The sequence below is a fragment of the Algoriphagus aestuariicola genome (genome assembly GCF_017254835.1).
GTDB lineage: Bacteria > Bacteroidota > Bacteroidia > Cytophagales > Cyclobacteriaceae > Algoriphagus > Algoriphagus aestuariicola.
Genome location: NZ_JAFKCW010000007.1, coordinates 1 through 26,152 on the forward strand (window position 1 = coordinate 1; position 26,152 = coordinate 26,152).

At 47.2% G+C, this 26,152-nt stretch carries 28 protein-coding genes; 14 read left to right on the plus strand and 14 right to left on the minus strand.

The annotated features are described in order from the left end of the window. The first annotated feature begins 201 nt into the window (after positions 1 to 201). Positions 202 to 498, plus strand: a complete 297-nt coding sequence (locus J0A67_RS21970; RefSeq protein WP_206571554.1) for a hypothetical protein — start codon at positions 202 to 204, stop codon at positions 496 to 498. A 118-nt stretch (positions 499 to 616) separates the two neighbouring features. Here J0A67_RS21970 and J0A67_RS21975 read toward each other — a convergent pair whose 3' ends face one another. Next, a complete protein-coding gene (locus J0A67_RS21975) occupies positions 617 to 1,090 on the minus strand; it encodes a hypothetical protein (protein ID WP_206571555.1) in 474 nt (157 codons plus the stop codon). Between the two features lie 136 nt (positions 1,091 to 1,226). On the opposite strand from J0A67_RS21975, the gene J0A67_RS21980 reads away from it, so the two are divergent. Further along, positions 1,227 to 2,024 carry a helix-turn-helix domain-containing protein gene (locus J0A67_RS21980; RefSeq protein ID WP_206571556.1) on the plus strand — a complete coding sequence of 266 codons (798 nt, stop codon included), beginning with the start codon at positions 1,227 to 1,229 and terminating at the stop codon, positions 2,022 to 2,024. 257 nt (positions 2,025 to 2,281) lie between these two features. Then, a complete protein-coding gene (locus J0A67_RS21985; RefSeq protein ID WP_206571557.1) occupies positions 2,282 to 2,977 on the plus strand; it encodes a cupin domain-containing protein in 696 nt (231 codons plus the stop codon). 153 nt (positions 2,978 to 3,130) lie between these two features. Here J0A67_RS21985 and J0A67_RS21990 read toward each other — a convergent pair whose 3' ends face one another. Together J0A67_RS21990 and J0A67_RS21995 are read right to left on the minus strand one after the other, a co-directional pair. Further along, positions 3,131 to 3,589, minus strand: coding sequence for a MarR family winged helix-turn-helix transcriptional regulator (locus tag J0A67_RS21990; RefSeq protein ID WP_206571558.1), 459 nt, complete (start codon positions 3,587 to 3,589; stop codon positions 3,131 to 3,133). Between the two features lie 148 nt (positions 3,590 to 3,737). Beyond that, entirely contained in the window at positions 3,738 to 4,163 is a 426-nt protein-coding gene (locus tag J0A67_RS21995; protein ID WP_206571559.1) for a DoxX family protein, read from the minus strand. 286 nt (positions 4,164 to 4,449) lie between these two features. On the opposite strand from J0A67_RS21995, the gene J0A67_RS22000 reads away from it, so the two are divergent. Beyond that, complete coding sequence (locus J0A67_RS22000; RefSeq protein WP_206571560.1) at positions 4,450 to 5,589, plus strand: acyltransferase family protein; 1,140 nt, start codon at positions 4,450 to 4,452, stop codon at positions 5,587 to 5,589. A 175-nt stretch (positions 5,590 to 5,764) separates the two neighbouring features. Here J0A67_RS22000 and J0A67_RS22005 read toward each other — a convergent pair whose 3' ends face one another. Then, positions 5,765 to 6,751, minus strand: coding sequence for a GlxA family transcriptional regulator (locus J0A67_RS22005; RefSeq protein WP_206571561.1), 987 nt, complete (start codon positions 6,749 to 6,751; stop codon positions 5,765 to 5,767). Positions 6,752 to 6,805: 54 nt separating this feature from the next. On the opposite strand from J0A67_RS22005, the gene J0A67_RS22010 reads away from it, so the two are divergent. From J0A67_RS22010 to J0A67_RS22020, 3 genes are all read left to right on the plus strand, one after another. Then, positions 6,806 to 7,303 (plus strand): SRPBCC family protein, encoded by a 498-nt coding sequence (locus tag J0A67_RS22010; RefSeq protein ID WP_206571562.1) that lies wholly within the window; start codon positions 6,806 to 6,808, stop codon positions 7,301 to 7,303. Between the two features lie 63 nt (positions 7,304 to 7,366). Then, positions 7,367 to 7,861 (plus strand): SRPBCC domain-containing protein, encoded by a 495-nt coding sequence (locus J0A67_RS22015; RefSeq protein WP_206571563.1) that lies wholly within the window; start codon positions 7,367 to 7,369, stop codon positions 7,859 to 7,861. A gap of 304 nt (positions 7,862 to 8,165) precedes the next feature. Continuing rightward, complete coding sequence (locus tag J0A67_RS22020; RefSeq protein WP_206571564.1) at positions 8,166 to 8,528, plus strand: VOC family protein; 363 nt, start codon at positions 8,166 to 8,168, stop codon at positions 8,526 to 8,528. A gap of 211 nt (positions 8,529 to 8,739) precedes the next feature. On the opposite strand, the gene J0A67_RS22025 is transcribed toward J0A67_RS22020, so the two are convergent. Further along, positions 8,740 to 10,269 carry a sulfatase family protein gene (locus J0A67_RS22025; protein ID WP_206571565.1) on the minus strand — a complete coding sequence of 510 codons (1,530 nt, stop codon included), beginning with the start codon at positions 10,267 to 10,269 and terminating at the stop codon, positions 8,740 to 8,742. 323 nt (positions 10,270 to 10,592) lie between these two features. Then, on the minus strand, positions 10,593 to 12,272 hold the full coding sequence (gene ettA / locus J0A67_RS22030; protein WP_206571566.1) for an energy-dependent translational throttle protein EttA: 1,680 nt from the start codon (positions 12,270 to 12,272) through the stop codon (positions 10,593 to 10,595). A gap of 131 nt (positions 12,273 to 12,403) precedes the next feature. Between ettA and J0A67_RS22035 the strand changes: the two genes are divergently transcribed. Next, entirely contained in the window at positions 12,404 to 13,654 is a 1,251-nt protein-coding gene (locus tag J0A67_RS22035) for a DUF349 domain-containing protein (RefSeq protein WP_206571567.1), read from the plus strand. A 74-nt stretch (positions 13,655 to 13,728) separates the two neighbouring features. Continuing rightward, positions 13,729 to 13,950, plus strand: a complete 222-nt coding sequence (locus tag J0A67_RS22040) for a DUF2795 domain-containing protein (protein ID WP_026952747.1) — start codon at positions 13,729 to 13,731, stop codon at positions 13,948 to 13,950. Between the two features lie 72 nt (positions 13,951 to 14,022). On the opposite strand, the gene J0A67_RS22045 is transcribed toward J0A67_RS22040, so the two are convergent. The 5 genes from J0A67_RS22045 to queA form a co-directional block, all read right to left on the minus strand. After that, positions 14,023 to 14,754, minus strand: coding sequence for a LytR/AlgR family response regulator transcription factor (locus tag J0A67_RS22045; protein WP_206571568.1), 732 nt, complete (start codon positions 14,752 to 14,754; stop codon positions 14,023 to 14,025). Next, positions 14,751 to 15,827: a sensor histidine kinase gene (locus J0A67_RS22050; RefSeq protein ID WP_241265299.1), complete on the minus strand. Its 1,077-nt coding sequence runs from the start codon at positions 15,825 to 15,827 to the stop codon at positions 14,751 to 14,753. The genes J0A67_RS22045 and J0A67_RS22050 overlap by 4 nt, the downstream gene beginning before the upstream one ends. Next, positions 15,824 to 16,672 carry a LiaF transmembrane domain-containing protein gene (locus J0A67_RS22055; protein ID WP_206571569.1) on the minus strand — a complete coding sequence of 283 codons (849 nt, stop codon included), beginning with the start codon at positions 16,670 to 16,672 and terminating at the stop codon, positions 15,824 to 15,826. The genes J0A67_RS22050 and J0A67_RS22055 overlap by 4 nt, the downstream gene beginning before the upstream one ends. A 128-nt stretch (positions 16,673 to 16,800) precedes the next feature. Beyond that, on the minus strand, positions 16,801 to 17,487 hold the full coding sequence (locus J0A67_RS22060) for a 2-C-methyl-D-erythritol 4-phosphate cytidylyltransferase (RefSeq protein ID WP_206571570.1): 687 nt from the start codon (positions 17,485 to 17,487) through the stop codon (positions 16,801 to 16,803). A 92-nt stretch (positions 17,488 to 17,579) separates the two neighbouring features. Next, positions 17,580 to 18,629, minus strand: coding sequence for a tRNA preQ1(34) S-adenosylmethionine ribosyltransferase-isomerase QueA (gene queA / locus J0A67_RS22065; RefSeq protein ID WP_206571571.1), 1,050 nt, complete (start codon positions 18,627 to 18,629; stop codon positions 17,580 to 17,582). A gap of 126 nt (positions 18,630 to 18,755) precedes the next feature. Here queA and J0A67_RS22070 point away from each other — a divergent pair, with 126 nt between their 5' ends. After that, a complete protein-coding gene (locus J0A67_RS22070) occupies positions 18,756 to 20,003 on the plus strand; it encodes an ABC transporter permease (protein WP_206571572.1) in 1,248 nt (415 codons plus the stop codon). A 64-nt stretch (positions 20,004 to 20,067) separates the two neighbouring features. Here J0A67_RS22070 and recA read toward each other — a convergent pair whose 3' ends face one another. Then, positions 20,068 to 21,096, minus strand: a complete 1,029-nt coding sequence (gene recA, locus J0A67_RS22075) for a recombinase RecA (protein ID WP_206571573.1) — start codon at positions 21,094 to 21,096, stop codon at positions 20,068 to 20,070. 181 nt (positions 21,097 to 21,277) lie between these two features. Here recA and J0A67_RS22080 point away from each other — a divergent pair, with 181 nt between their 5' ends. From J0A67_RS22080 to J0A67_RS22090, 3 genes are all read left to right on the plus strand, one after another. After that, entirely contained in the window at positions 21,278 to 22,066 is a 789-nt protein-coding gene (locus J0A67_RS22080; RefSeq protein WP_241265300.1) for a DUF3108 domain-containing protein, read from the plus strand. 152 nt (positions 22,067 to 22,218) lie between these two features. Then, complete coding sequence (locus tag J0A67_RS22085; RefSeq protein WP_206571574.1) at positions 22,219 to 22,908, plus strand: response regulator transcription factor; 690 nt, start codon at positions 22,219 to 22,221, stop codon at positions 22,906 to 22,908. A 2-nt stretch (positions 22,909 to 22,910) separates the two neighbouring features. Beyond that, positions 22,911 to 23,966 carry a sensor histidine kinase gene (locus tag J0A67_RS22090; protein ID WP_206571575.1) on the plus strand — a complete coding sequence of 352 codons (1,056 nt, stop codon included), beginning with the start codon at positions 22,911 to 22,913 and terminating at the stop codon, positions 23,964 to 23,966. 12 nt (positions 23,967 to 23,978) lie between these two features. Here the strand turns inward: J0A67_RS22090 and J0A67_RS22095 are convergent, their stop codons facing one another. Further along, positions 23,979 to 24,362 carry a DUF3037 domain-containing protein gene (locus tag J0A67_RS22095; protein WP_206571576.1) on the minus strand — a complete coding sequence of 128 codons (384 nt, stop codon included), beginning with the start codon at positions 24,360 to 24,362 and terminating at the stop codon, positions 23,979 to 23,981. Next, positions 24,340 to 25,143, minus strand: coding sequence for a HipA family kinase (locus J0A67_RS22100; protein WP_206571577.1), 804 nt, complete (start codon positions 25,141 to 25,143; stop codon positions 24,340 to 24,342). The genes J0A67_RS22095 and J0A67_RS22100 overlap by 23 nt, the downstream gene beginning before the upstream one ends. Positions 25,144 to 25,309: 166 nt before the next feature. Between J0A67_RS22100 and J0A67_RS22105 the strand changes: the two genes are divergently transcribed. After that, on the plus strand, positions 25,310 to 26,020 hold the full coding sequence (locus tag J0A67_RS22105) for an RluA family pseudouridine synthase (protein WP_206571578.1): 711 nt from the start codon (positions 25,310 to 25,312) through the stop codon (positions 26,018 to 26,020). Positions 26,021 to 26,152 lie beyond the last annotated feature (132 nt).

Sequence of the window (26,152 nt, forward strand, 5' to 3'; positions counted from 1 at the left end):
AGAGATTCGGCTTTATCTTTTCCCAAGTAGTCCTCGAAAGACTTAACATTGTCCTGCTTGTTATTGCATGAAAACAAAAGTAAAATTATAATTAAGTATCTCATTTCTCCGAAGTATTGTGCCTAACACCCATATAATAGACAACGACTTGTGCGCCTTCTTTTTGATGAGTAACTTAAGCTTTCAAGAAACGGAAAAGCCATGATTGTCCAAGCATCTGAGTTACTCAAGTACAATGAAGTCCTTGCTGTATTAAAAAGCAAATTCTCGGATTACGGCGTTTACGAGTTTGATTCGAAGCCCCAAAGAAGCATCATCGTACGGAAGTCGGCCACTGTCGGAGTACAAATTACTGTTCGCGATACCGAAATCATGATTGACGCATGTTGCCCAAACATTTTTGTATCTGGTCTGATAGGTTTTATGAGCACGATTTTTCCATTTTACCACAATTTCGAAATGAAGATCAGAGATTTTTTGAGAAAGACGTACAACTGAAAAACCAATCCAGCTTAGCAGTCTCAGTTTAAGCCAAACTATTTGAATCAGCATAGAAGCTTTACAAGGTTTCCAAATACGTTTGGAAGGGATCACGGCCAAACTTTCCCCACTCAGCCTAGTCTACTGCACTCGGTTTGGTAAGCCCCAAAAACAGGGCTATAGAAAGCACCACCAAGACAAACAACCGTACGATGCTCAACGCCTCCCACATTTTTGCCCTTCCAGTTAATTCCACATCGACTTCGGCAGAATAGGGCGTCCCCGTTATCTCCAAAAGCTGGGGAACGAAGTAAATACCCGTTATGATCAGAATCACGATATATCCGCTGACAGCGACTAATAGATTTTTTCGCCGGGGAGTCTTCCACGAAAGCACGAGCGTAATGATGAGAAGGAGCAGCGTGACCGGGTGGATGGGGATCCAAAACGCCTCCGGGTTGAGCGCATATTCTCCCTGAAACATGCTCAGGGAATAAGGTGGCGCAGCGGCCCACCGGGGCACCACGCAAAGATGTTCATAAATAGCAGCCCCGATCACGGCTGAAAAAGCTTGGCAAGCAAATGAGTAAACGATGTTCTTTAAGTGCATGATAATTTCAGTTTTGAATGCTCCACGCAAAAAAAGGGGGTCGGCACCTGGAGAAATTGTACTCATCGGACATCTCTAGGAAATTACATACTTTTGATTTTGAACCATTTCCGTTCTTCTCCCGTAGAGATCAGGCATGACATTCAATTCGCACATACCTCTCACTTCGTCGCATCTCAGCGACTCTATTTGTATGGTTTGGGAGGTACAGGGGCAATCTAACTTAAGAGAGACCATTCTTCCTAAGGGCGTTATAGAGCTTATCTTCAATCTTGGCGATGGAATAGCCGGCACACTCCCCGGTGACAAAAACATCCAAGCGCCCCCATGCTTCATACAGGGTATAGCCACTCAAGTAATCAGAACACGCTATGCCGGTCAACATCACTTGTTTGGAGTTCAGCTGAAACCTTCCATGCTGAGAAACATCTTTGGATTTGAGGGAGCGGAATTTAAAAACAACCTGGTGGACCTCACCCTCATCAAAGCCTCATTTTTGTCCCTTTGGCATCAGCTGATGGAGGCCGGATCTTTCGAAAAACGCATCCAGGTAATTGAAGCCGAATTTCCATTGGTGAAAAAAACGGATTGCATCCGTACCAAAAAAATGTGCAGTCTTTTTTTCTCCAACGGCGTTGAGGGCTTTGAGTCAGTGGAAGCATTTGCTTCCGCCATCAATTACTCTCCACGGCAGGTGAACCGCAAAGCGCATAGTCTTTTTGGTATCTCGGGTGAAGAACTTATCACCTACAAAAAATACCTCCAATCTGTCAATCTTATCCACAGTGGCAGACATACCTTAAGTGAAGTCGCTTACGAATCCGGCTTTTTTGACCAGGCGCACTTCTGCAAGAAATTCAGGATGTTCTCCGGCATCACCGCCAGAGAGTACATTTCCCTCAAAAGCCAAGCTCCATTTCATATCTTTTCATAGTTCTGCTTTAGCACCTACCTTCTACTGGCGTTCTGCAATCCCAGGGTCATTTCAAATAACCTCGCCCACACAAATCCTTGTCATTTCAGCATTGGGGCAAAATCCGTGTGGATAAAAGTATGACAAAGTAGGACGGCCTCACCAAACATGTCCGACAGGTACAATTTCTAAACCGGAAGCTTCCTGAATTTTGTCTAGCAGTTTTGTTTTGTAGAACGTGCGCTCGTTAAGGAGAATTTTTATCAAACAATTAAAAAATGAAAAACAAAATCAAGAAAATGGCCATCTATTCCATCATCATACTAGCAGGATACCTAGCTATTGGCTATCTGTTTCATCTCGTAATTTTTCCGGAAGACAAACCCGCTTTTGCCGGTTATTTCAAGCCCGACGACAGCTTTTACAGCAAGGCGGAAGGGATAAAACAATATGTTGAAAAGCAGGAAAACGGTTACGTTTACTGCTTCACCGAAATAGAACCCCTGGCAGCTGGGCCGCCTCCGCATATTCACAGTACGTTTGACGAAGTGTTCGAAGTCGTCAACGGAAAGCTTTCCATTTGGGTGGATGGCGAGAACCGGGAAATCGGTCCGGGGGAGAAACTTACCGTACCCAAGGGAACCCCACACAAACCTTACAATCCAACAAGTGAAACCATCCGAACGAAGGGAACCATTGCTTTTCCTGAGAGATTTGCCTACCACCTTCCCCAGGTATATGGAATCCTGGAAGAGGATCCAGAGTTGGCATATTCTCCCGGCATGTTATTACAAATGGCCATGTTCACCACCTCCGGCTTCGATTCTTATATCGCCGACGGCCCACCTGTAGTGGTTCAAAAAATCATCGGTTTTATCGTGACACCTTTGGCGAGGATATTGGGATATAAAAGCTACTATCCAAAATATGATAGCATCCGTCAACATGCGGAAGTGGGCTTGCATGGAAAGTAACGACTGCTTTCCCAAATTCAAAAACCCCAGTTTGAGAGCTCATATTATAAAAAGCCTCGCCAGATCCCGGTGACAAGAATATCAAGATTATGAGGCACCATCTTTCAAAACTAAAGTCCTCTGAACACTTTTAATCTTACGATCCCGGAGAGTTCATTCCCGGGTTTTTTCTTCCAAGACCGTCAAGAGCTTTTTGAGGGTTTCACGAAAGGCAATCCCTTCCTCCTGGCTGATGCTTTGGTCTTGAAAGGAAGCAATGATTTGGTCGGGGATGGCGACTGCATTCTCCCTCAGGCTCGTTCCCTCCGGGGTAAGGCTGACTAGAACTGAACGTTCATCCCTTTGGGACCTAGTGCGCTGGATGAGTTTTTTTTGCTCGAGTCGCTTCAGAAGTGGAGTAAGCGTGTTGGATTCAAGCATGAGCTTGTTGCCGATTTCATTGACCGTCTGCTCCGGAAGTTGCCATAAAACCAGCAGCACCAGATATTGGGGATAGGTGAGATCCAACTTCTTGAGAAAGGGCATGTAGATCTTGGTTGTCAGCCGTGAGGCCGCATAGAGTGGAAAACAGAGTTGGTTTTCCAGGTGTAGTTTGGCCAGTTGATCAGGCATAATCTAGGATCTTTTGGATATAAGGTTCCATTTTTCGAGCTTCTTAACTTTCGGCGTTTGAAAATGCACCTGCCGCCAGAGTCAACCTTCGAGACTTTTTTGCTTGTAGTGGTTCAGCCTTTAGACTTCAAAATCGGAAGTTTCAATCTTATTTCCTTTTGTTGAGCAAGTATCCCAGTGCGCCTGTAGACCAAAGTGCCCACAGGATCAATACTGGCTGAAAAAACAGGCGAATGAGTCTTTTTTGATCGGTATCCAAGCCAAATGCGTCAATCCCATTGGTGTATTGTGAAATATTTCCCGGGAAAATCAGGACAAAAAACACGGCGAGGACAATGCCGACCTTGACTTTGTGTCTGTACAAAAAGATCATGGTCAGTCCCAATAAAATCTCCACCACCCCGGAGGAAAGTACCACGAAATCCATAAAGGCAGGATCAGAAGGCAACCATCTCGGCACTTGGGCGAGAAATTCTTCCCGCTGGAATGTGAGGTGGCCAATCCCTGCGAAAGTCATAAAGGCCCCAAGAATAATTCTAAAGGTCGTCTGCACCCAGCTCGTTTCTGCATTCATATCGATAGCGTTTATATCGTACACGATACATATATAGAACGGTTTTTACAAACCGGATCTGCAATGAACATTTTGTTTGAGAAAAAGTGAAAAAGGGGCTGACTACTGCCTAGCCCTCGACATCCTTTGATGTCCCATTACACGGCTCAGGTCTTTTCAGTTTTAGAAAAAGTCCACGAAAAATAAAATTCGTAGGCCCAGGCCATAGAGGCATTAAAGCCACAGTATTGTTTGTCAATAACAAAAGTTTACATTAGTTTTTCCAACGCCCTACAAAATTTTACCCATGAAAAAGCAGCTACTGATTCCGGAGACGCTTAGCCAAAACAATTTTGATTTACTCCGTTTTCTTTTAGCCTCCGCGGTGATTTTTTGCCATTGCTATGCGATCTTCTACGGCTGGCAGCTTTTCGCAGAAAACGAACCTTTCATGAAATGGAGCGGCGGAAAAATAAGCATCGGCAGCGCCGCTGTGAATTTCTTCTTTGTCATCAGCGGCTTTTTGATCTTACGCAGCTTTGAGGGATCAGCCAATTTCCCTGATTTTTTAAAGAAGCGTGTTCTCAGAATCTACCCCGGATTCATAGTCGCTTTTCTGCTCTGCATCTTTGTATTTGGACCTATTGGGCATATCGGCCATAGCTGGATCAAATCCTATGGGGAGTTTATCAAGTATGTGCCACTAAAACTGGAATTGGCGAACATGCTCAGTTTGCAATCGCCAATTGAGGCCTACTACTTCAACCACTTGCCGCAGACAGGTCTAAACAACTCGATGTGGACCATCCAGTACGAATTTATCTGCTATTTGGCTGTCCCGCTATTGGTATGGCTGGGATTCCTAAAGTACAGGCTTGGCTTGGCTATTGTGTTTGTCGCCAGCTATGCGTGGCTAGCCTTGCAGAATTTAGGACTTGTTTTTCCGCATGATCCTAGTCTAAGTGGCCATCTCCTCGCCAATCCGCATTTCTATCCCCGCTTTTTCACTTACTTTCTCGCGGGGAGTTTCGCTTATGCCTATAGGCACCATATTCCGAGAAACAATGCTCTTCTGACACTATCCTTACCACTTTTTGTCTTGGCTTTTAAACTTCAACAGATTGACCTGCTATGGCCAATAGCGGGCACCTACTTGCTATTCTATTGTGCCTATCATCCGAAAGTGCTCTTCCCCAAGTTTGCAAAGCATGGAGACTTCTCCTACGGAATATATCTCTATGGCTGGCCCTTGCAACAACTGATCATGCTCTATTGGGGAGAGTATCTGACTCCGCTCACCTTCTTTGCTCTGGTCATGCCAGTGGTTTTGATTTTCGCAGTAGCGAGTTGGAATCTGGTAGAGAAGCCGGCCTTAAAATTGAAACAAATGACAATCAGGCAATTGAAACTGATTCCAATGAGGCAATCGGTTTTAAGGCAAAGGTGATGTTGGAGTATTGAAAGCCGTTGGTGACGGTCATGTGAGGAGAGAAGCGTCTACCAAGCGAGTGGAGGTGTTCTCAGGAGATCGGCTGGTTTGTTTCAAATGAGACTAAGCCTACAGTCAGTGAAGATCGAACTAATTCCTAAAAAGCATTTTTTCCAAAAAACGGAAAACCCAATCAAGCCCCCTTGTTATACTTGAACTTATAGTCAATCGGTGACATCCCTGTAATCCGACCAAAAACTTCTCGAAATGCTTTGGTATCGTTGTAGCCAACGTCATACATGACCTCATTGATAGACTTTCGGGAGTTTTCAAATGACTTCTTGGCAACTTCTATTTTCACTCGTTGTACGTAATCAAGAGGCGTGATACCAGTCGCTTTGATAAACCTCCTGTCAAAGGTTCTTCTGCCAATGCCAAATTTCGACGATAGCTCCTCAATGGAAATTCTGTCTTCGTAATTCTCTTCGATAAAAGCCTGGGCATTTAAAACTGTTTCGTCGTTATGCTTTTTATGCCCGTTGATAATGGAAAACTCGGCTTGCAGATTCCTGTCCAAATCGATCTGAAAGTACTTGGCACAATGAATGGCAGTTTCTCGGTCGTAAAATTTCTCCACCAAATACATCAGCAGGTGTAAAAATGAATATGCCCCTCCGTTGGTATAAATCCCGTCTTCGTCGGTGATCAGCTTATCGGTCTGCAAGTTTACCTCGGGAAATACACTTCTAAAATCGCCAGCCAAGGCCCAATGGGTAGAACAGGTCCTTCCAGCAAGCAAGCCTGTCGAAGCCAACATAAAACCACCAGCGCACATGCTCGCAATTTCCGCGCCTTGCTTGTATTGTTTTGCAATCCAATCAATCAACATCCTGTTCTTCTCAGTGGCAGTTTGGTAGCTGCGAACCAATGATGCGGGAATGACTACCAAGTTGGTCTCGGCAATCTCGCTGATGGAGTGGTCTTGCTTGATGGTAAGAAAGCCGTTTTCTAAAAAATAGTCCTTGGTAGCGCCCACCAAAGCGATCTTGAAAATTGGAGTCTTGCCCTTTTTTCCAAAATAGTTATTCGCCTCGCTGAACACCTGAAAGCCACCAACAATGCATGCAATGGTACTCATGGTCGTCTGCTGGTCGGGAACCAAAATGCTTAAGTGTTTCATCAGACCGTTTTTGACAAATTTAGACAAGAGGGCTGTCCAAATCAACCCCTTACAATGTCTAAATGTCACGCCATCAAAGCCTTACTTATCGCGTATTTTTGTACAGATCAAAAGAAAAACAAGATGGATAGCTATTCCTACAGTTTTACAACGGCTAAATCTCCAAAAGAAGTTTTCGAATTCCTGCAGGATGTGAAGCAATGGTGGTCAGGGTTTTACGAAGAGTCCTTTGAGGGCAGCAGCCAACAATTGAACCATGAGTTTACTTTTCATGCAGGAGGCGGCATGCACATCACAAAACATAGACTGATTGAGTCAATCCCCTATCAAAGAATTGTCTGGGAAGTAATAGAAAGCAAGCTCTCATTTTTGGAGAATCCGAAAGAATGGGAACGGACAAAACTCGTTTTTGAGATCTCCGACAGTGGCGGCGAAACCCGTGTGAAATTTACCCACGAAGGCTTGGAACCACAAATTGAGTGTTACGACCAATGCAGCAGTGCCTGGTCTCAATACCTAACTCAATTGAAAGAGAAATTTCAAGGCCAATGAAAACTTCCCTCCCATTTTAACAAGTATATCAAATCTGCAAAGCCCAATTCAACCACGAACAATATGGAAAGCAAGGACTACACCTCCACCATCATCGTTGACAAAGATGCTTCTACAGCCTTTAGAGCCATACAAAACTTCAGAGCTTGGTGGTCAAATGAAATCGAAGGCGATACCGACAAATTGGGAGAAACTTTCTTTTATCATTACAAAGATGTCCACTTGTGCAAAGTGAAACTGATAGAATCCATCCCTGACAAAAAGTTGGTATATCTGGTCACGGACAATGAATTTAATTTCATCGAGGACAAAACAGAATGGGTAAACACCAAGCTGATTTTTGACATTTCACAAGAAGCGGGGCAAAGAAAAATAAAATTCACCCACGAAGGATTAACACCAGCAGATGAATGCTATGAAGTATGCAACGATGCCTGGACAAGTTACATACAAGGCAGTTTGAAAAACCTAATCGAAACTGGCATCGGAAAACCGAATGGCAAAGAAGGAGGCTTAAATGCCGAGCTGGTCGAAAAATGGGGGCTGCCAAACAAGTAACAACGATGCTGGCGAAACACTTTTTCCTTTTGAAATTCTCACCCCAACAGGAAAGTAGCGTCTCCACAAGCTGGTGGAATGGGTTTGTGAAGTCACAAACCCAGACGAAAATCAACGGCAAAATTCATCCTTACAGAAGGATGATAGATTGACGAAATTGGTAAATTACTCTCATCGCTACCAACAAGACCTATAGGTAAGCTCAATAAAGATTCAACAAAATAGGTCGCTGGGTTTTATCGCGGCGGCGGGCTATTGATCCAAATCGAGCAGTTAATAAAAGTCAATCCAAATCATTTCTGTCATGAACTTTACTCGATTAGTCCCCAATGTCTACTATCAGGATATCAAGGACGGATTGAAAATATTCGTCGAATGCCTCGAATTTAAAATTGGGCACGAAGAATTGAAGTCGGATGATCCGTTTTGCGTGATCGAAAAGGACGGCTTGCAGATGTACCTTTTTCAACATGGGAAAATGGCAAAAGAACACAATCCCGAATTCAGACTTCAAACAAATGTGATTGATGAAGTATATCAAAAGGTAAGTTCATCGCATCCTGGTTTTTTGCATCCAAATCTCAGCAAGGTCACACTCCGTCCTTGGGGAGCAAAAGAGTTTGCGTTGAGGGACAATCAAGTTTGCATCATTATCCAGCAATGGTGAAACCGTACCAAGGATGGAAGGTTCACCTTTGAGATAACTGCGCTGTAGCGACCGGAACTGGTTTGTGGGGACACAAACCCGGGCGAATTTCAAAATTTTACCCATTTGGGAATCACACTAGAATGGATATTATCAAATAAAAAACCTCCGAAGTCTGCCCGACTTCAGAGGTTTTTAGCTTTCTGACCTCAGCGTTCAGCTTTCAGAATTATTATTTGGCAGTTGACTGACTTGCTCTATAGCGCTCGAGGAGCTCAGCCAATTCTTTTGCTTTTTCAGGGTCTGAAGAATAGAGATTTTGCATCTGGCCAGAGTCATTTTTCATATTAAACAGCAATGCTGGGGTGTCGAAATCAGTGTATCCTTTTAGCTCGGCAAAGTCGGCTGGAATCTTCCGATGGCCTCCAGTAGAATCATTGATGTAAAGGAAATCCCCTTTTCTGATTCCCCAAATGGTCTTGTAGGTATTGTGCACCAGCGCTTCCCGGACCGGAGTTTTTTGATGTTGGCCTTTCCATACTCTGCTGAAATCATAGCTATCCGGGGCTGCTTGGGCAGGGATCGCCGAACCCGTGAGTGATGCCAAAGTGGCCATGATATCTATCTGGGAGATCAATTCGTCGGACACCTTCCCTGCTGGAATCTGGCCCGGCCACTTCACGATAAACGGCACATGATGCCCACCTTCCCACACATCTCTTTTCAGGCCGCGGAACTCACCCATGCTGAAATGCCCGTATTCCATGGCCCGTGGCCAAGCATAGGCCTCCGGCCCGTTATCGGCCGTGAATATCACGATGGTATTCTCTTCCAATCCCTTTTTTTCCAAGGCCTGAAGTACCTGTCCGGCAACCCAATCCGTCTGAACCATGAAGTCCCCATAGGCCCCAGCCTTAGACTTCCCATCAAACTCATCATTGGGAATGATCGGCGCATGGGGCGACGGTAGGGCAAAATATAGAAAGAAGGGCTGATCGGCTGTTTGCTCGTTGATGTAGGAAACGGCCTTATCGGTCAGCGTTGGAAGCACCTCGTAAGGATTCCAGCCTTTTACTCTTGGTCCGGGCCGAAATTCCCAATGCCCTTCCTTAGTCTCAAAGCCGATATTGTCATAGGTCATCAACTCGGTGGGAGCCTCGACTACCTTGTCGTTTTTTACCCAGGCATAGGGAGGAAAGTTAATCGTCCCGTCGCCAAAGTAGTAGTCAAATCCCCGGTCTGCGGGCCCTCCCTTGATGGCTTTGCTCCAATCGATGTCATCCGGTCCGATGACCTTTATCGTCTTCGATCCGGAAGTGATCTCCGCACTGGGCTCGCCTTTCAGTTCCCAATTCCAGCCCAAGTGCCACTTGCCGATCGCAGCAGTTGCATAACCGTTGCTGCGCAGCACGTCTGCTACTGAGACATCCCCATCAGCAAAAAACGGCTTGCCAAAAGAATCCACGATATCATGTTGTCTCCTCCAATGGTAGGTTCCGGTCAGCAACGCGTATCGGCTTGGCGAGCAAATCCCCGAAGAGCTGTGAGCATCGCTAAATCTCATCCCCTCCCGCGCCATCTGATCGAGGTGGGGAGTAGGGATCTTCGAGTTGGGATTTTGGATTGCCAAATCCCCGTATCCCATGTCGTCCGCGTAGATGATCACGATGTTGGGCTTAGCATGCTGAGCCTCTGATGGGTTTTCGATTGAGCTGGCGAGTGTCGCCAAGACTGCCAAGGCAAGAGCTAAAATTTGTCTCATTGGATTTTCGGGTAGAGTTAATGGGAGCCAAAGGCGCGAACAGCTGAATGTCTTGACAATCGATCAAAAACAAGATTCAAAGCAGAAATAAATCCCGTCGCAACTGCTAACACCTTTGAGAAAGCTAATATCGCCTATTATTCTATAATTAGGCCAAATGGTCTAATTTTTTATCGATTCAAGATAGCCGGAATTTGCCTGATGCGAATTACAACTCGCCTTGTTTCTAAACTAGCTTGCCCTCTTAAAACCAAAACCTCCGAAATCTGCCTGACTCCGGAGGTTTTCAACATTCTGATTTCAGCCTTCTGATTTCAGATTTCTCACTTCAAATTCTTGTATCTGATTCGCTTTGGCGTCACGTCGCCCAAGCGCTTCTTCTTGCTTTCTTCGTAGTCGGTGAAGTTGCCCTCAAACCACACCACTTGGGAGTCGCCTTCGAATGCCAAAATATGCGTACAGATTCTGTCCAAGAACCATCTGTCGTGGGAAATTACCACGGCACAGCCGCCGAAATTTTCCAGAGCTTCTTCGAGAGCCCGGAGAGTATTCACGTCCAAGTCGTTGGTAGGTTCATCAAGAAGTAGCAGGTTTCCGCCTTCCTTGAGCATCATGGCCAAGTGAACTCGGTTGCGCTCTCCACCGGATAGCACCCCAACTTTTTTCTCCTGATCTGCCCCAGCAAAATTGAATTTGGAAACGTATGCTCTTGAGTTGACTTCTTTATTGCCCAACTTCATCAATTCGTTGCCGCCAGAGATGATCTGGTAGACGGTCTTGTTGGGATCCAAACCTCCGTGTTCCTGATCCACATAGGAAAGCTGCACGGTCTCACCGACTTCAAAATTGCCAGAATCAGGCTGCTCCTGACCTGTGATCAACTTGAACAGCGTACTCTTTCCTGCGCCGTTAGGCCCGATGACCCCGACTATGCCCCCTTGTGGGAGGGAAAAGCTGAGGTGCTCAAAAAGCAACTTGTCCCCATAAGCCTTGGACACATCGTTGACCTCAATCACCTTGGCACCCAATCGTGGTCCCGGCGGGATGAAGAGTTCCAGCTTGGCTTCCTTCTCTCGCGCTTCCTCACCGACCAACTTGTCATAGGCGTTCAGACGAGCCTTGCCTTTGGACTGACGTGCTTTGGGAGACATGCGAATCCATTCCAATTCCCGCTCGAGAGTCTTCTGGCGCTTGGATTCTGTTTTCTCCTCCTGCTTCAGGCGGTTTTGCTTTTGCTCGAGCCAAGAGGAATAGTTGCCCTTCCAGGGAATGCCCTCACCTCTGTCCAGTTCGAGAATCCATCCAGCGACGTTGTCCAGGAAGTATCGGTCGTGGGTCACGGCGATGACCGTGCCTTTATAGTTTTGCAAATGTTGCTCCAGCCAGTGTACAGATTCCGCATCGAGGTGGTTGGTAGGTTCATCGAGGAGGAGAACATCTGGCTCTTGAAGCAACAAGCGGCAAAGGGCCACACGGCGCTTTTCACCGCCGGAGAGGTGGGCAACGTTGGCATCGGCAGGAGGAAGCCTGAGTGCATCCATAGCCTTGTCCAGCATCACGTCCAGCTCCCAAGCATTTACGGCATCAAGCTTTTCCTGAACTTCCCCTTGTCTGAGAATCAGTTTGTCCATGGCGTTTGGATCCTCCATGATCTCGGGATCCATGAACTTCTCGTTGATTTCGTCAAACTCCTTCAGCAAGGCGACAGTCTCCGCTACTGCTTCCTCCACCACTTCTTTGACGGTCTTGGTCGGGTCCAGCTTTGGCTCCTGTTCGAGCATTCCGACCGTATAGCCAGGCGACCAGACTACCTCACCGAGGAATTCCTTATCCAAACCGGCGATGATTTTCAGCAAAGAGGACTTACCCGAGCCGTTTAGGCCCAGCACCCCAATTTTGGCACCATAGAAAAACGAGAGGTAAATATCCTTTAGGACTTTCTTTTGAGGGGGGTAAACCTTGGAAACCCCAGCCATGGAAAAGATGATTTTTTCTGCACTCATGCTTATATTTTAATCGTTTACTAACTCTTTGGAGCAAGATGGCAAAAATATACCTTTCTTAGGATAAGTGGGGGCTAAATGATTATTTTGCGAAAAATTGGAAACGACCACCTATAACCTATTGCATTGAAATGGAGCATCCTTATGGATATATCAAGGACAACAAAGTCTATTTGAAGGGATTCCTTGGACGAGAAGACCGGGAAATCGGAGAAGTAAAAGAAGACGAAGCCTCCACTATCAGCTATTTTGAAGCCCGATTTGAGCAAATCAAAGATAAAGTAGCCAAACTGAAATCAGACATCGAGGAAAACCAGAACAAGGGTTCCTTTCTGATGAAGCTGATCCACCTGCGTGACTCCCTGTACGAAACTGATGCGCTGGGAGATTTTATCCCGCTGATCGAAACCCTCAATGAGCAGGAATCCTTTTTGAATGAAATCATTCAGGCCAACCGATCCAAAAACCTCGAGGTAAAGAAAGCCTTGATCTTGGAAGCGGAGGCCATGAAAAACGATACCGACTGGAAAAATACCGCTGAGTTTTTCAAAGAACTGAAAATGCGCTGGATCAAAACCGGCCCGGTAGAAAAAGAAATCCACGAAGAGATCGAGCAGGAGTTCAATGACTCGCTGCAGACTTTCTTCGAAAACAGAAGGCATTTTTACGAAGGCCTAGCCCTGCAGGCTGAGGAAAACATAAAAGTGTATGAGGCGCTGGTCGCGCAGGCGAGAGAAGCCCACGACCTGCCTGACGCCAAGATGGCATTTGACATTTCCAAAAAAATCCAAAAAGAATGGAAGGAAGCCGGAAAAGTGCCGGCCGAAAAACGCCAGCCGCTCTGGGATGAGTTTTCCAAGCTGAACAACCGGATTTTCTCCCGCTATAAGCGCACGCTCAACCCCGGGCCGAGCATGCATCCCCGCGAGGTAATGCGTAAAATCGAGACCATGGTGGACGAGCTGAAAAAGATGGCCCATCAGCCTACAGGCTACGCGATCACCACCCGGGCAAAGGCTATTCAGGAAGAATGGAAGAAACTCCCCGCCCACAAGCCCAAGGAAGCAAACCTACCCGCCAGGTCCTACCAGTTTTTCATGGACATTATTTTCGAAAAAGCATTTCTGGAAAAACTTGCCCACGGGAAGCATCCCGGCTTTGAATCCATGTCCCTGCAGGAGCAAAACCAGATTAAGTCGGGCATTCTCAAGGACTTACTCCACAGAGACCAGACCGAACTGGAAACCATGCAAAACAACTCGGACAACTTCCGCGTGCAGACACCGGATTTCGAGATGATGATGCGAAAAAAGTTATCAGGGCTTAAGCGGAAAGTAGACGTAAAAAACTATATTTTGAAGCAACTTTCTCCTCGCATTTGAGTACAAACTACTTATTCAAAAAATCACTAATCTTGCACCTTTAAAATTCCGGAACACCTTTTAAAATAAACACTATGTACTGGACACTTGAACTCGCATCCTACCTAGAGGATGCACCCTGGCCAGCGACCAAGGATGAGCTGATTGACTACGCCATCCGCTCCGGCGCTCCACTGGAAGTAGTGGAAAATCTCCAAGAGCTCGAAGACGACGGAGAGCCCTATGAGACCATCGAGGAGATCTGGCCTGATTATCCGACCAAGGATGATTTCTTCTTCAACGAGGACGAATACTAAAAGACGAAAGCCCCGCCCCGATAGCAATCAAGGCGGGGCTTTTTACTTAGGAATGCGATTTTTTGGACTGGACTACAGCCCCAGCACTTGGCGGAGACGAGCATAGCCCGTCTTGCTCACCGGAATCTGCCCCCCCCCTTTCAATTTGACCAGGTAGGAATCCCGCTCGTAGGGCTCTATCCCCGTAATCCCATTGAGATGGATGATGAAGGATCGATGTACCCGTACAAACTTCCCGGGATCCAGGCTTTCCTCCAGTGTCTTCATGGTCATTTTTTTCAAGTACTTGCCTCCAGAAGTGTGGATGGCTACATAGTCGTCCTCCGCTTCGAAGAAAACCACTTCTTGCACGGGGATGATCTTGATGTCATTTTTCACTCGGACTACTAGCCTATTGCTCTTCTCGGCAAGCTGGCTTAGTTCCTGCTCCACTTTTTCTTCCTGAATTCTTTCCCTACGTTCCAAAAATCGATCTATGGCCTGTCTAAATCTGGCCTGTGAAAAGGGCTTTAAAAGATAATCCAGCGCCTTTGCATCAAAGGCCTTGAGCGCATACTGATCAAAAGCGGTTGTGAAAATAACTGCCGGCGGCTCATCCAAAAGCTCCAGCATTTCAAATCCCGTAATCTTCGGCATCTGAACATCCAAGAAAACTAGGTCAGGCTGATGCTGCTGTATGGCCTTCAGCCCCTGAAAGCCGTCTTGGCACACCTCCAACACTTCAAACTGTGGAAATTCCATCAGGTACTCGCTGACTATCCCGGCTGCCAGGGGTTCGTCGTCAATTATTAAGGTTTTGATCATTGGTACTGGGGGATTTTCAACGTGACACGAAATAGGGCTCCTGCACCTTCCGTGGCCAAAAGGTCTTTTCTTCCAAACAAAAGGTACAAGCGTCTTTCGACCGAGCTCAACCCAAAACCTGTTCCTTCCGGGGCGGCAAATTCAGGATCAAAGGGATTGCTCACTTCCAACAAGAGGTAGTTGCCCTCCTTTTTACACTGGATATCGATTTTCACCGAGCCTGTCACTCCGTACAGACCATGCTTAATGGCATTTTCGACCAGGGGCTGTATGAGCAGTTGCGGGATTCTGGCGGACTCGAGATCCGGATCCACGGCAAAATCCACGACCAATCTATGTCCAAACCTCACCCTTTCGATATCCAGATACATACGGAGATAGTTCAACTCTTCTTTGAGCGAAATCCAGCTTTGGGAATCTTTGCGGATAGTACCCCTCAGAAATTCCGAAAGTTGAAGCACCATTTCCCTCGCCTTGTCCGGTTGGGATCTTACCAATGCGCTGATGGAATTAAGGCTGTTGAAGAGAAAATGTGGCTGCAACTGCTGCCGTAGCTGTGCGAGTTCGGCGTCTTTGGACAGCTGAAGCATTTGGGACTCCCTCCTGTTGAGCTGGTCTTGGTCCTCGAGTTTGGACGCCAGCAAAGCAAGCATCGCCCACAGAATCTCCGCCCCGGCCAGGACCGTGAGTCTCAGATAAAGGGTCTTTTCAAGAAAAAACAAATAGTCTGCCTCGCTGGAAAACCACCACACGAGCAGATATCGGTGTCCGACAACACCAAGAATGCTAAGCATCAGCGGGACTCCCAAAGTCTGCCCAAGATTTTCCTTTTTGGGGAGAAAGTAGCTGAACATGCTTCTAATGACCGAAAGACCCAGCATCAGCATGAAGCCAAAGACCAGACTATCGACCGCGGCGGTTTCAACATCCAAGCCGTACTGGACCTGCAAAAGAAAACATCCCAAGAACCAGATGAATCCGGCTCCGGGGATGATCCATTTTCCCAGTTTTGGGTTTAAAAAAGCGTTGGAAAGCAAAGCGGAAGTTATTCTAGTTGGTTTTAATATCGTCAATAGGATTTGATTTCCAAGCCTCCAAAGAGTATGGTACCCTTGAGTACTACTACCTTGCTGCTGTCCACCCCGCCATCACGAAAGAATCGCTTGTCTTCCAGTCCGGCGGCAATGTTGGACACCTCGGTACGGATATCCCAGTGCGGAGGCACGATCAGCTTCACCCCTCCAAAAATGATGTCCACCTGGATGGTCACGACACCGCTGAAGTCGGCTTGGGTCAAGTCCAAATCAGCCCCGCCAAAGGCCGCGGTGATTTTGCCTCCTTGGAAATTCTTGGTCATCATCCGCCGGTTCACTCCACTGAAGACCGCATCGATATTGAGGGAGTCAGCGAAAGAAGTCCCGGTAGTACGTGTAAAACCGCTCTTGTCACCCGAAGCTGTCGAGTCTGAAGCGCCTGACTCATCAACGATCTTTGCATCTTCCACGGTGGAAGAGAAGGCCGACCCCGTGTGCATTTTTTGGGTCTTGAATTTCGCGTCCCAATTAGTCCTGATCTCGTCCAAGACCTGGTTTTCACGCTTTTTTTGCAAAATCAGGTACAAGCCCAAGGTAATCAAGCCTAAAGGCCAGACGTATTGCCCGATGCCAAAATCGAAATCAAAGGAATTTCTCGCGAGGAAGTAGGTACCCAAAAACAGCATCAAGAAACCAAAGAAACTTTTGAATTCGTGTTTGATGACGGAGAATAGACCAATTACGATCAGGATCATAGGCCAAGTAAGCACCCAACTCGGGATGAAGACACCGACTTTTCTTAGGAGGAGGATGATGCCTATGCCCAAAATGATAAATCCGAAGGCTATACTCCCATCGTTGTTTGATTTCTTGAAATTTTTCATGGCTTGGTGTGTTAATGTGATGGTCAAAAGTACATTTGACGCATCGCGGGAAGAACACACAATAGGCAGGCATGAGGAAAAAGTCGGTAAAGGCGCACAAAATGTCGGTGAAATTGCAGCCGTTTTTTTTACCGATTCGAATCCTTGCGGGAAAGCAGGAATTCGGCATACTCCAAGTCCTCGGGAGTGGTGATTTTGATGTTTTCCGGGTTACCCAAGATCAGGCTTACCTCCCAGCCCTGATACTCATAGACAGTAGCATCGTCCGTAAACTGGGGAAGTTCCTGTACTCGAAACGCCTCTTTGATCTTAGCAACCTGAAAAGTCTGGGGAGTCTGCACCAACCTAAAATGTCCCCGATCCTGGAAGATGCTTTTACCCGTCTCATCCACCTTGCGGATAGAGTCCTTCAACGGAACTATTGGTATGGCGCTGCCTGTCTTTTCTGCTTCTTCAAAACTCTTTTGGATCACTTCTTTTTCCACAAAGGGCCTCACTCCGTCGTGGATCGCAACCAATCCGTCCGTAAAAGGGAGCTTCTCCAGTCCATTTCTCACTGACTGAAATCGGGAATCCCCGCCTGCAACCAGCTCATGGGAAAGGGAAAAATCGTACTCTGCACACAAAGTCTTCCAAAGTGAAAAATCCCGCTCCGGAAGAACCAGGATCATCGCGATCCCAGGTTCAGCCTCGGCAAAGGCTCTTAAGGTATGCATCAATACTGGCTGCCCGCCGATGGGCAAATATTGCTTGGATACCGATCCTCCCATACGGGTTCCTTTTCCTCCCGCCACGAGAATTGCTGCTTTTCTCATCGATGATTTTTTGTCTTAATCTTTCCTCATCCAAGAAAGGGGGAAAATTGACCCGAAGGTATAAAAAAAAGCCCCTTTCGGAGCTTTTGGGATTAAAGGATCAACATCGCGTCCCCGTAGGAGAAGAAGCGGTACTTTTCTTTGATTGCCTCTTTGTAGGCCTTCATAATCAAGTCATAGCCGCCAAATGCAGACGCAGTCATCAGTAGCGTGGACTCTGGCAGGTGGAAGTTGGTGATCAAGGCGTTGGCTATCTTGAACTCGTAGGGAGGGATGATAAACTTATCGGTCCATCCACTGCTGGCCTTCAATCTGCCGCCGGCGGTCACCGAGGATTCTATGGTTTTGAGGGAGGTCGTTCCCACAGCTACGACGCGCTTTTTGCTATCCAAGGCTTCATTGACCAGCTTGACCGTTTTTTCGGGGATATTGTAGTTCTCCGAATCCATTTTGTGTTTGGTCAGATCTTCCACGTCCACTTGGCGGAAAGTACCCAAACCCACGTGAAGGGTAATAGGACTAACTTCCACTCCTTTCAACTCCAGCCTTTTCAACAATTGGGGAGTAAAGTGCAAACCTGCGGTAGGGGCAGCGACAGCTCCGACATTTTTGGCAAAAACAGTCTGATATCTTTCCCTGTCTTCCGGCTCGATCTTCCTTTCGATGATTTCCTTCAACAATGGGGTTTCGCCCAAGGTGTCTATGGTCTTTTCAAATTCCTCCTGGTTGCCATCAAACAAAAACCGGATGGTTCGCCCTCGGGAGGTCGTATTGTCGATCACCTCGGCCACAAGGTCGCTATCGCCGAAATAGAGCTTGTTGCCTACGCGGATTTTCCGTGCGGGATCTACCAGCACATCCCATAGTCTCAGCTCAGGATTGAGCTCCCTCAACAGAAACACCTCGATTTTCGCCCCAGTTTTTTCCTTGTTTCCGTACAGTCTGGCCGGGAATACCTTCGTATCGTTGGTCACAAACACGTCGCCGTCTTCGAAGTATTCCAGAATGTCTTTAAATATTCTGTGCTCGATTTGGCCGGTTTTCCTATGGACGACCATCAGGCGGGAATCATCTCGGTTTTCTGTAGGATAAAGGGAAATTAGTTTCTTGGGGACGTCAAATTTGAAGTCTGATAATTTCATATTGGAGCTTTAGGAGTCTTACTCGATATTCTTACTCTGGTATTTACTTTAAAAAATGCAAAGTTAATAACAATAATGCCCAAATTCAGCTAACTTAACAAATTGTTTTACCCAACTGTTATAAGCATGCTGTTTTTCCAATTGACCTGGGAAAGTTTCCGCTTCGCCGTCACCGCACTCAAATCCAACTTAACGCGCACTATCCTCTCCCTTTTGGGTGTCACCGTGGGTATTTTCGCGATCATCGCAGTGTTTACGCTCGTGGATTCACTGGAGGGAAAGATAAAATCCTCCTTTGCTTTCTTGGGAACGAACGTCATGCGGGTAGACAGATTTCCATTTGCCAGCGGCCCTCAGGATTACCCTTGGTGGAAATATTTCAGGAGACCTCCGGGCACATTGGCGGAATATCGGTTTATCCAGCAACGCCTAAAAAATGCGGAAGGGGTGACGATCTCCGCGTCAGCCACTGCTACCGTGCAGGCGGGCAGCAATGCATTTGAAGGAATGGCGCTCACTGGGGTAGCCTACACCTATCAGGACGTTTATGAGGTAGCCTTGGAAGAAGGCCGCTATTTTTCGGAGGCGGAAATCAACGCTTCCAGAAACTTGGCCATCGTGGGCAAAAAAATCGCCAACTCCCTCTATCCAAACCAACCGCCCCTAGGCAAAGAAGTGAAGATCAAGGGAATGAAATTCACCATCATCGGCATCTTTGAAGAGGAAGGCGAAGGTTTTCTGGAACTGCCCTCCAAAGACGAAGCCTGCCTGATACCCTACGGAGCGTTCAACAAGATGTACTATACCGGAAGAAACGGCCTAGAACCCACTATCGCGGCCAAAGGCTTGGAAACGGACATTGGCTTGGTTGCTTTGGAAAATGAACTGACTGGCCTGATGAGGGCAAAACGAGGCTTAAAGCCCACCGAAGAAAATGACTTTGCCCTCAATAAAACCGAGTTTATCCAGAACGCAATCGGATCGATCTTTGACGTGATCTCCGTAGCAGGATGGGTGATTGGCGGGTTTTCCATCCTGGTCGGCGGCTTCGGTATTGCCAACATCATGTTTGTGTCAGTACGTGAAAGGACCAACATTATCGGGATCCAAAAATCACTCGGTGCCAAAAACTATTTCATCCTGTTCCAATTCTTGTTTGAAGCAGTTTGCCTGAGTTTGATCGGAGGAGGGACTGGCATCTTCTTAGTTTATTTATTGAGCTTTATGCAGCTCGGAACCTTGGAACTAGTCCTGTCTTTCAAAAACATCATTTTGGGACTGGGTGTATCCTCGATCATCGGAGTAGTAGCCGGTATTGTACCCGCTACCCTTGCAGCGAGAATGGATCCTGTGGAAGCCATTCGGACGGCATAGGGCTCATTATTCGGCTATAAAAAGGGAGGCTTTCGCCTCCTTTTTTGATAAATTCAGTTTTTGACTATTCCTCCACAGAAACCGGAGGCTCTGTCGGAAGCAGGCCTGATGCGGCTTTGATCTTGCCTTCCAGCTCTTCCATCAGTTCTGGATTGTCCAACAACAGGTTTTTTACAGCATCGCGGCCCTGCCCCAGCTTTTCGCCATTGTAGGAAAACCAAGAACCGGCTTTTTTGATGATCTCCAGCTCTACGCCCAAGTCGATGATCTCTCCGACCTTGGATATGCCCTGCCCGTACATGATGTCAAACTCTACGACTTTGAAGGGAGGCGCCACTTTGTTTTTGACCACTTTGACACGCGTGCGGTTACCGAGGATATTGTCAGCACCTTCCTTGATTTGGCCTACGCGGCGGATATCCAGTCGGACTGAAGCATAAAACTTCAGGGCGTTCCCGCCAGTCGTCGTTTCCGGATTTCCGAACATCACGCCGATTTTTTCACGAAGCTGGTTAATGAAGATACAGGCGCAACCCGTCTTGTTGATCGCACCGGTGAGCTTTCTGAGTGCTTGGGACATCAATCGAGCCTGCAAGCCCATTTTGCTTTCGCCCATCTCGCCTTCGAGCTCGCCCTTTGGCACCAAGGCCGCCACGGAGTCAATCACGATGATGTCGATGGCGCCGGAGCGGATCAGATGCTCGGCGATTTCCAAAGCCTGCTCCCCATTGTCTGGCTGGGAGATCAGTAGATTCTCGGTGTCAATTCCGAGTTTTTCGGCGTAGTTTTTGTCAAAAGCATGTTCTGCATCGATGAAAGCAGCCAAGCCTCCGGAGCGTTGGGCTTCGGCGATGCAGTGCATAGTGAGGGTAGTCTTACCAGAAGACTCCGGACCGTAGATCTCGATGACCCGACCGCGTGGGATACCGCCAACCCCCAAGGCCATATCCAGCCCCAAAGATCCTGTGGAAATTGCCGGAACATCCTGCACTTTATTATCGCTGAGCTTCATTACGGTACCTTTCCCGTAAGTTTTCTCCAGCTTATCGATAGTAAGCTGCAAAGCTTTCAGTTTTTCTGCGTTATTACTCATGATTTCAAATTTGTAAAAGATTCAAATGTTGGTGAAATTAACGAAAGAACAAGGCATAACCAAGGTGAAAAGCCCCATTGTTTCCGAGGGCCAAATTCGTATTTTTAATCAATCAAATGATCTTTTTTTATCCAATACCTCTCAGTTCATCCAAAAATTGTCAGGTATTGTCAAGCATCAAATGAAAACTGCTCTAGGGATTTTATTCCTTCTTCTGACCACTTCCACGCTGACATTGGGTCAAAACGGCTCCAAAAACTCTGCCTTCACCTTTGGCGAAGAGTTGCAGTTTGAGGTTTCCTATGGCTGGCTGAATCTGGCGGAGGCCAAACTCCAAGTAGGCAAACGGGTCGTGCAAGAGCAATCCAGACCCCATTTCAAAATCGATGCCTTCGGAAAGACTAAGGGAGCGGCGACGATCTTTGGTAAGGTCAACGACAACTGGGGCACCCATCTGGACACCGGCACTCTCCTCCCCTCCCTGTCCTACCGACACATAGAGGAGGGGAAATACCGCAAAAACGAAAAAGTGTACTTCGACCAGGAAAACAAAAAAGCCCGGATGGAGCTCTATGATCGGGACAACCGCACCCTGAAGGAGTCGAAGGAATTTAAGCTGCCGGGAAATGTACAAGATTTGGTCAGCGGCTTCTATTACCTGAGATCCATGGATCTGACCAACCTGAAGAAAGGCCAGGCGATTTTGATCACGGGATTCTTTGACAAGGAAATATATAACCTAAAATTAATATTCGAAGGAACGGAGGAGATCGAGACCAATCTCGGGGTGATGGACACCTATATTTTTTCACCGCAAATTCCCACCAATAAGCTATTCAGGGGGGACTATCCGGTCAAAGTCTGGGTCACTAAGGATCAGAACAAAATACCAGTCAAGATCAAAGCCAACCTCTTCATCGGCTCGCTCAACATCGACATCGCTTCCGCCAAAGGTCTCAGAAACAAATAATTCACACTGAATTAATATTTCGCTAACACAGGATTCATGTCATGGCTTGATTTCACGAATTTTTTGACAAAGTTGAGTCGCCTGCCAATGATTGTTTGGCGGCTATCCTCAAATATTCTGTAATTTTAACCGAACCTTAAAGCAATTCCTCGATGAGCGAAAAGCAAAAGATCAAGGTCCTGGTCGTGGACGACGAACCGGACATTGTGGAGATCTTAAAGTACAACCTTCAAAAAGAGGGTTATGAGGTGGCGACAGCGGAGGACGGCATCAAGGCAGTCAAGACCGCCACCAAGTTCCAACCTGATGTGATTTTGCTGGACATCATGATGCCCAACCAGGACGGCGTGGAGACCTGCCTGCAGATCCGCCAGATTCCCGAGCTGAAAAACACCTTCATCATCTTCCTTACTGCAAGGATGGAAGAATACTCGGAGGTGGCGGCCTTTGACGTGGGCGCGGACGACTACATCACCAAGCCGATCAAACCGCGGGCGCTGATGAGTAGGATTTCGGCTCTGTTTAGACGAGAGTCCAAGAAAGAACAGGAGCAGAGCCAGATCAAGATCAAGGACCTGACCATAGACCGCGGCAGCTATACCATCGACAAATCAGGCAAAACCATTACGCTTCCCAAGAAGGAATTTGAATTGTTGTATTTCCTTGCCAAAAACCCTAATATGGTTTTTGGTAGAGATGAGCTCCTGCACAATATCTGGGGATCGGATGTGTTTGTTTTGGCCCGAACGGTCGACGTGCATATTCGTAAGGTCCGCGAAAAGATAGGCGAAGACTATATCTCTACCGTGAAAGGCGTAGGGTACAAGTTCGATTTGGGATAAAAATGCTGACCACTTCCAGGGGAATTTCTTTGATTTTGGCGATAGCCATATCGGTTCTCATGGCTGCTTTTCTCTCCTTGATGCCTGAGGTGACGCCTATGGTCTTGGTCGTTGCCAGCGGGCTCACGTTTTCGGTCTCCTATCTACTGATCAACATCACGCTCGAGTTTTTGGTCTTCCGTGAAATCGGCAACATCTATTCTCTACTGGAGAAAATCCAGAAAAAAGACCTCTCGGAGCTTCCCGACAAATCGCTCCGAGCCTCGCTATCACCCCTCCGCAAGATCAATTCCGTGATCAACTCCTATGCCATGGCCCGGCAAAAGGAAATAGACACGCTCCAAAAGACGGCGGAGTTTAGAAGGGAATTCATTGCCGACATTTCACACGAACTGAAAACCCCGATTTTCGCCACGCAGGGCTACATCCACACACTGCTGGACGGTGCGATCGAAGACAAGCAGGTGAGGATGAAATTCCTGAAGCGTGCCGCAAAAAGCCTGGATTCCCTGGACGTGCTAGTACAGGATCTACTGACGCTCAACCAAATGGAAAGCGGGGTCATCAAATTCAATTTTACGGACTTCGATCTCAAAGATCTCGTGCAGGAAGTGGTCGATCAGCTGGAGCATAAAGCCTCCAAAAGAGACGTGGTGATCAAGCTGGATTTTGATCCCGAAAAGAACTACATCACGCATGCGGACCGCCCAAAGATCTATCGAGTTTGCCAAAACTTGATCTTCAATGGTGTCAACTACAATCACAACGGCGGTGAGGTCAAAGTCTCCATCAAGACTCACAAAAACAGCATTCAAGTCGATATTAAAGACACCGGTCAGGGAATTCCGCCTGAAGATCTAAAGCGGATATTTGAACGTTTTTACCGCGTAGAAAAAAGCCGTTCCAAAGAAAAAGGAGGAACAGGGCTGGGACTGGCCATTGTCAAGCATATTTTGGAGGGCCACAAGAGCAAGATCTCCGTGAGTTCAACCGTCGGAAAAGGGTCTATTTTCAGTTTTTCACTCCCCTTGGAAAAGGAAAAAAAGGCAGCCGACTAAACAACAATCGACTTAAGTCACGTATTCCTCGAAAAGATCCCGCAAGGTGCCTTCCAAATTCTCCGAAAAACCCGTGTGTGGACGGGAAGTCTGAAGCATGGAACTGCGCACTGCAGTCAACCAGCGAAATCTGGATGCCGCATCCTGGAGTGAAATGGGATTTCCGGTCTGTCCACCCGCACAAATCTTTTCAAAAGAATCCAGATAACACCCGAAAAGATCCAAGTCCGCGTCCGGATCCAGCGCAAGCAACTTTTCGGCTGGCAGATGGATTTTGCAGGAGATGAAATTTTGCCGCTTGCAGCAAATCACCACGCCGACGTTCACGAATTCCTCGCGCTCCACGCGGGGCACCAACCTAACCAAGGCGTATTCAAATAAGTGCTTTCCTTGCATCCTTGGCTTCGTTTACAAAAACAGAAGAATTATTCATCCTTTTCATCAGAAAGGCCGCATATACTTCCCGCGCTTCGGCAGCGGTCTCGGTATCCCTAGAGGCCAATATCCATTCCTCGGGAACCATCTCCAGCACTCGGCAGATGAGCTCCCGCGAGATCTGGGCTTTCATTTCGGCATCCACCCGCTCCAATTCTGTAGCCCAAGGCAATAGCACGTGATCTTTCACGACTCCAAAAGGACTGAGGGCCTGCTTTTCCCAATTTTCCCAAGAGTGGTGAAAAAGGAACGATGCGCCGTGGTCGATCAGCCAAAGCTCTTTGTTCCAGATCAGCAGATTGGTGTTGCGAAAGGTTCGGTCCACATTGGTAATCCAGGCATCAAACCAAACAATGCGTGAGGCCAGATACTCATCCACTTGGGATGCGCCGGGGTCAAAGGTCAATGCCCGAGAAAGAAAATGCAGGGCCAGATTCAATCCCTGACTACTTTTGAGCAGGTCCTGGATTTCTTCGTCTCCCTCGGATCTGCCAAACGCTTCATCCAAATTGGCGAAGACAAGCTCGGGGACTTTGAAGCCCAGCCTTCTGGCCAGCTCGCCTCCGATCAACTCAGCCACCAGCGCTTTCTCGCGCTGCCCGGCTCCTTTGAACTTGAGCACATAGCTAAATCCATCGTCTGCATCCGCAAGCGCCGGAAGGGAACCACCCTCTCTGAGGGGCATCACATAGCGGGTTACATTGACCAGTCGGAGTGTTTCCTGAGAATTGTTTTCGTGCATTTGCCTAGAAAAGAAAACAAATTAAACCTGAAAACTCCGAATACCGGGCGATGAACGGCCCAATTTTCAAATTAGCGCCTGTTCTGTACCTCATTGGTTGGTGGATTTTTTTCCGACCGACGGATTCCCTACTTTTGCAGCCTCTATTGAAGAGGCAGGAGAATCCATGAAGAAAGTAGATTTTGAGAGTCTTATTCTGTTTGAAAACGCGGATTACCTGGTAATCAACAAGCCGCCGTACCTATCAAGCTTAGACGACAGGCACGAGGCGCAGAACATCCTAGACCTTGCCAAGGCACACACCTCCGATTCACAACTGTGCCACAGATTGGATAAGGAAACTTCGGGATGTCTGGTGATTGCCAAGAATCCAGAAGCCTACCGGCACTTGGCCATCCAGTTTGAAAACAGAAAAGTCGAGAAAGTCTACCATGCCGTGGTAGAGGGTATCAAGGAGTTCAACAATGAGCTCGTCGACCGAAACCTCGCGGCAAACAACAAGGGAATCGCCAAAGTGAGCAAGGATGGAAAGCCCGCCCAAACGATCTTCAACAGCCTGAAGACCTATTGGGCGCACACTCTCGTTGAATGCAAGCCGATCACTGGTCGACTGCATCAAATTAGAGTGCATTTGGCTTACCTCAAGTCACCGATATGCGGTGACACGCTTTATGGCGGCAAGCCTTTGTACCTATCTTCACTCAAGCGCCGCTTCAATCTCAAAAAAGAGACGGAAGAGTTACCAATCATGCAGCGGGTCTCTTTGCATGCGTATTCGATCATCTTTGAAGGACTGGACGGCAACCCAATCAAAGTGGACGCCCCCTATCCCAAGGATTTCCAGGTATTGGTTCACCAATTGGAGAAAAATGCCTGAAGCGCCAACAAAGGCCTGCAAACCAAATTTCCGCGAAAGAAAAATCGCCTAAGCCTATGAAAATTAGGAGTTAGTATCTGAAATAGTTTGCATGAAAAATAAAATACTTCTATCTTTGTGTCCCTTTTTGGG

Excerpts from the sequence above, each read along its gene's own strand:
- J0A67_RS21970 (WP_206571554.1), top strand. The coding sequence starts at position 202 with ATGATTGTCCAAGCATCTGAGTTACTCAAGTACAATGAAGTCCTTGCT.
- J0A67_RS21975 (WP_206571555.1), bottom strand. The coding sequence starts at position 1,090 with ATGCACTTAAAGAACATCGTTTACTCATTTGCTTGCCAAGCTTTTTCA.
- J0A67_RS21980 (WP_206571556.1), top strand. The coding sequence starts at position 1,227 with ATGACATTCAATTCGCACATACCTCTCACTTCGTCGCATCTCAGCGAC.
- J0A67_RS21985 (WP_206571557.1), top strand. The coding sequence starts at position 2,282 with ATGAAAAACAAAATCAAGAAAATGGCCATCTATTCCATCATCATACTA.
- J0A67_RS21990 (WP_206571558.1), bottom strand. The coding sequence starts at position 3,589 with ATGCCTGATCAACTGGCCAAACTACACCTGGAAAACCAACTCTGTTTT.
- J0A67_RS21995 (WP_206571559.1), bottom strand. The coding sequence starts at position 4,163 with ATGAATGCAGAAACGAGCTGGGTGCAGACGACCTTTAGAATTATTCTT.
- J0A67_RS22000 (WP_206571560.1), top strand. The coding sequence starts at position 4,450 with ATGAAAAAGCAGCTACTGATTCCGGAGACGCTTAGCCAAAACAATTTT.
- J0A67_RS22005 (WP_206571561.1), bottom strand. The coding sequence starts at position 6,751 with ATGAAACACTTAAGCATTTTGGTTCCCGACCAGCAGACGACCATGAGT.
- J0A67_RS22010 (WP_206571562.1), top strand. The coding sequence starts at position 6,806 with ATGTCTAAATGTCACGCCATCAAAGCCTTACTTATCGCGTATTTTTGT.
- J0A67_RS22015 (WP_206571563.1), top strand. The coding sequence starts at position 7,367 with ATGGAAAGCAAGGACTACACCTCCACCATCATCGTTGACAAAGATGCT.
- J0A67_RS22020 (WP_206571564.1), top strand. The coding sequence starts at position 8,166 with ATGAACTTTACTCGATTAGTCCCCAATGTCTACTATCAGGATATCAAG.
- J0A67_RS22025 (WP_206571565.1), bottom strand. The coding sequence starts at position 10,269 with ATGAGACAAATTTTAGCTCTTGCCTTGGCAGTCTTGGCGACACTCGCC.
- ettA (WP_206571566.1), bottom strand. The coding sequence starts at position 12,272 with ATGAGTGCAGAAAAAATCATCTTTTCCATGGCTGGGGTTTCCAAGGTT.
- J0A67_RS22035 (WP_206571567.1), top strand. The coding sequence starts at position 12,404 with ATGGAGCATCCTTATGGATATATCAAGGACAACAAAGTCTATTTGAAG.
- J0A67_RS22040 (WP_026952747.1), top strand. The coding sequence starts at position 13,729 with ATGTACTGGACACTTGAACTCGCATCCTACCTAGAGGATGCACCCTGG.
- J0A67_RS22045 (WP_206571568.1), bottom strand. The coding sequence starts at position 14,754 with ATGATCAAAACCTTAATAATTGACGACGAACCCCTGGCAGCCGGGATA.
- J0A67_RS22055 (WP_206571569.1), bottom strand. The coding sequence starts at position 16,672 with ATGAAAAATTTCAAGAAATCAAACAACGATGGGAGTATAGCCTTCGGA.
- J0A67_RS22060 (WP_206571570.1), bottom strand. The coding sequence starts at position 17,487 with ATGAGAAAAGCAGCAATTCTCGTGGCGGGAGGAAAAGGAACCCGTATG.
- queA (WP_206571571.1), bottom strand. The coding sequence starts at position 18,629 with ATGAAATTATCAGACTTCAAATTTGACGTCCCCAAGAAACTAATTTCC.
- J0A67_RS22070 (WP_206571572.1), top strand. The coding sequence starts at position 18,756 with ATGCTGTTTTTCCAATTGACCTGGGAAAGTTTCCGCTTCGCCGTCACC.
- recA (WP_206571573.1), bottom strand. The coding sequence starts at position 21,096 with ATGAGTAATAACGCAGAAAAACTGAAAGCTTTGCAGCTTACTATCGAT.
- J0A67_RS22080 (WP_241265300.1), top strand. The coding sequence starts at position 21,278 with ATGAAAACTGCTCTAGGGATTTTATTCCTTCTTCTGACCACTTCCACG.
- J0A67_RS22085 (WP_206571574.1), top strand. The coding sequence starts at position 22,219 with ATGAGCGAAAAGCAAAAGATCAAGGTCCTGGTCGTGGACGACGAACCG.
- J0A67_RS22090 (WP_206571575.1), top strand. The coding sequence starts at position 22,911 with ATGCTGACCACTTCCAGGGGAATTTCTTTGATTTTGGCGATAGCCATA.
- J0A67_RS22095 (WP_206571576.1), bottom strand. The coding sequence starts at position 24,362 with ATGCAAGGAAAGCACTTATTTGAATACGCCTTGGTTAGGTTGGTGCCC.
- J0A67_RS22100 (WP_206571577.1), bottom strand. The coding sequence starts at position 25,143 with ATGCACGAAAACAATTCTCAGGAAACACTCCGACTGGTCAATGTAACC.
- J0A67_RS22105 (WP_206571578.1), top strand. The coding sequence starts at position 25,310 with ATGAAGAAAGTAGATTTTGAGAGTCTTATTCTGTTTGAAAACGCGGAT.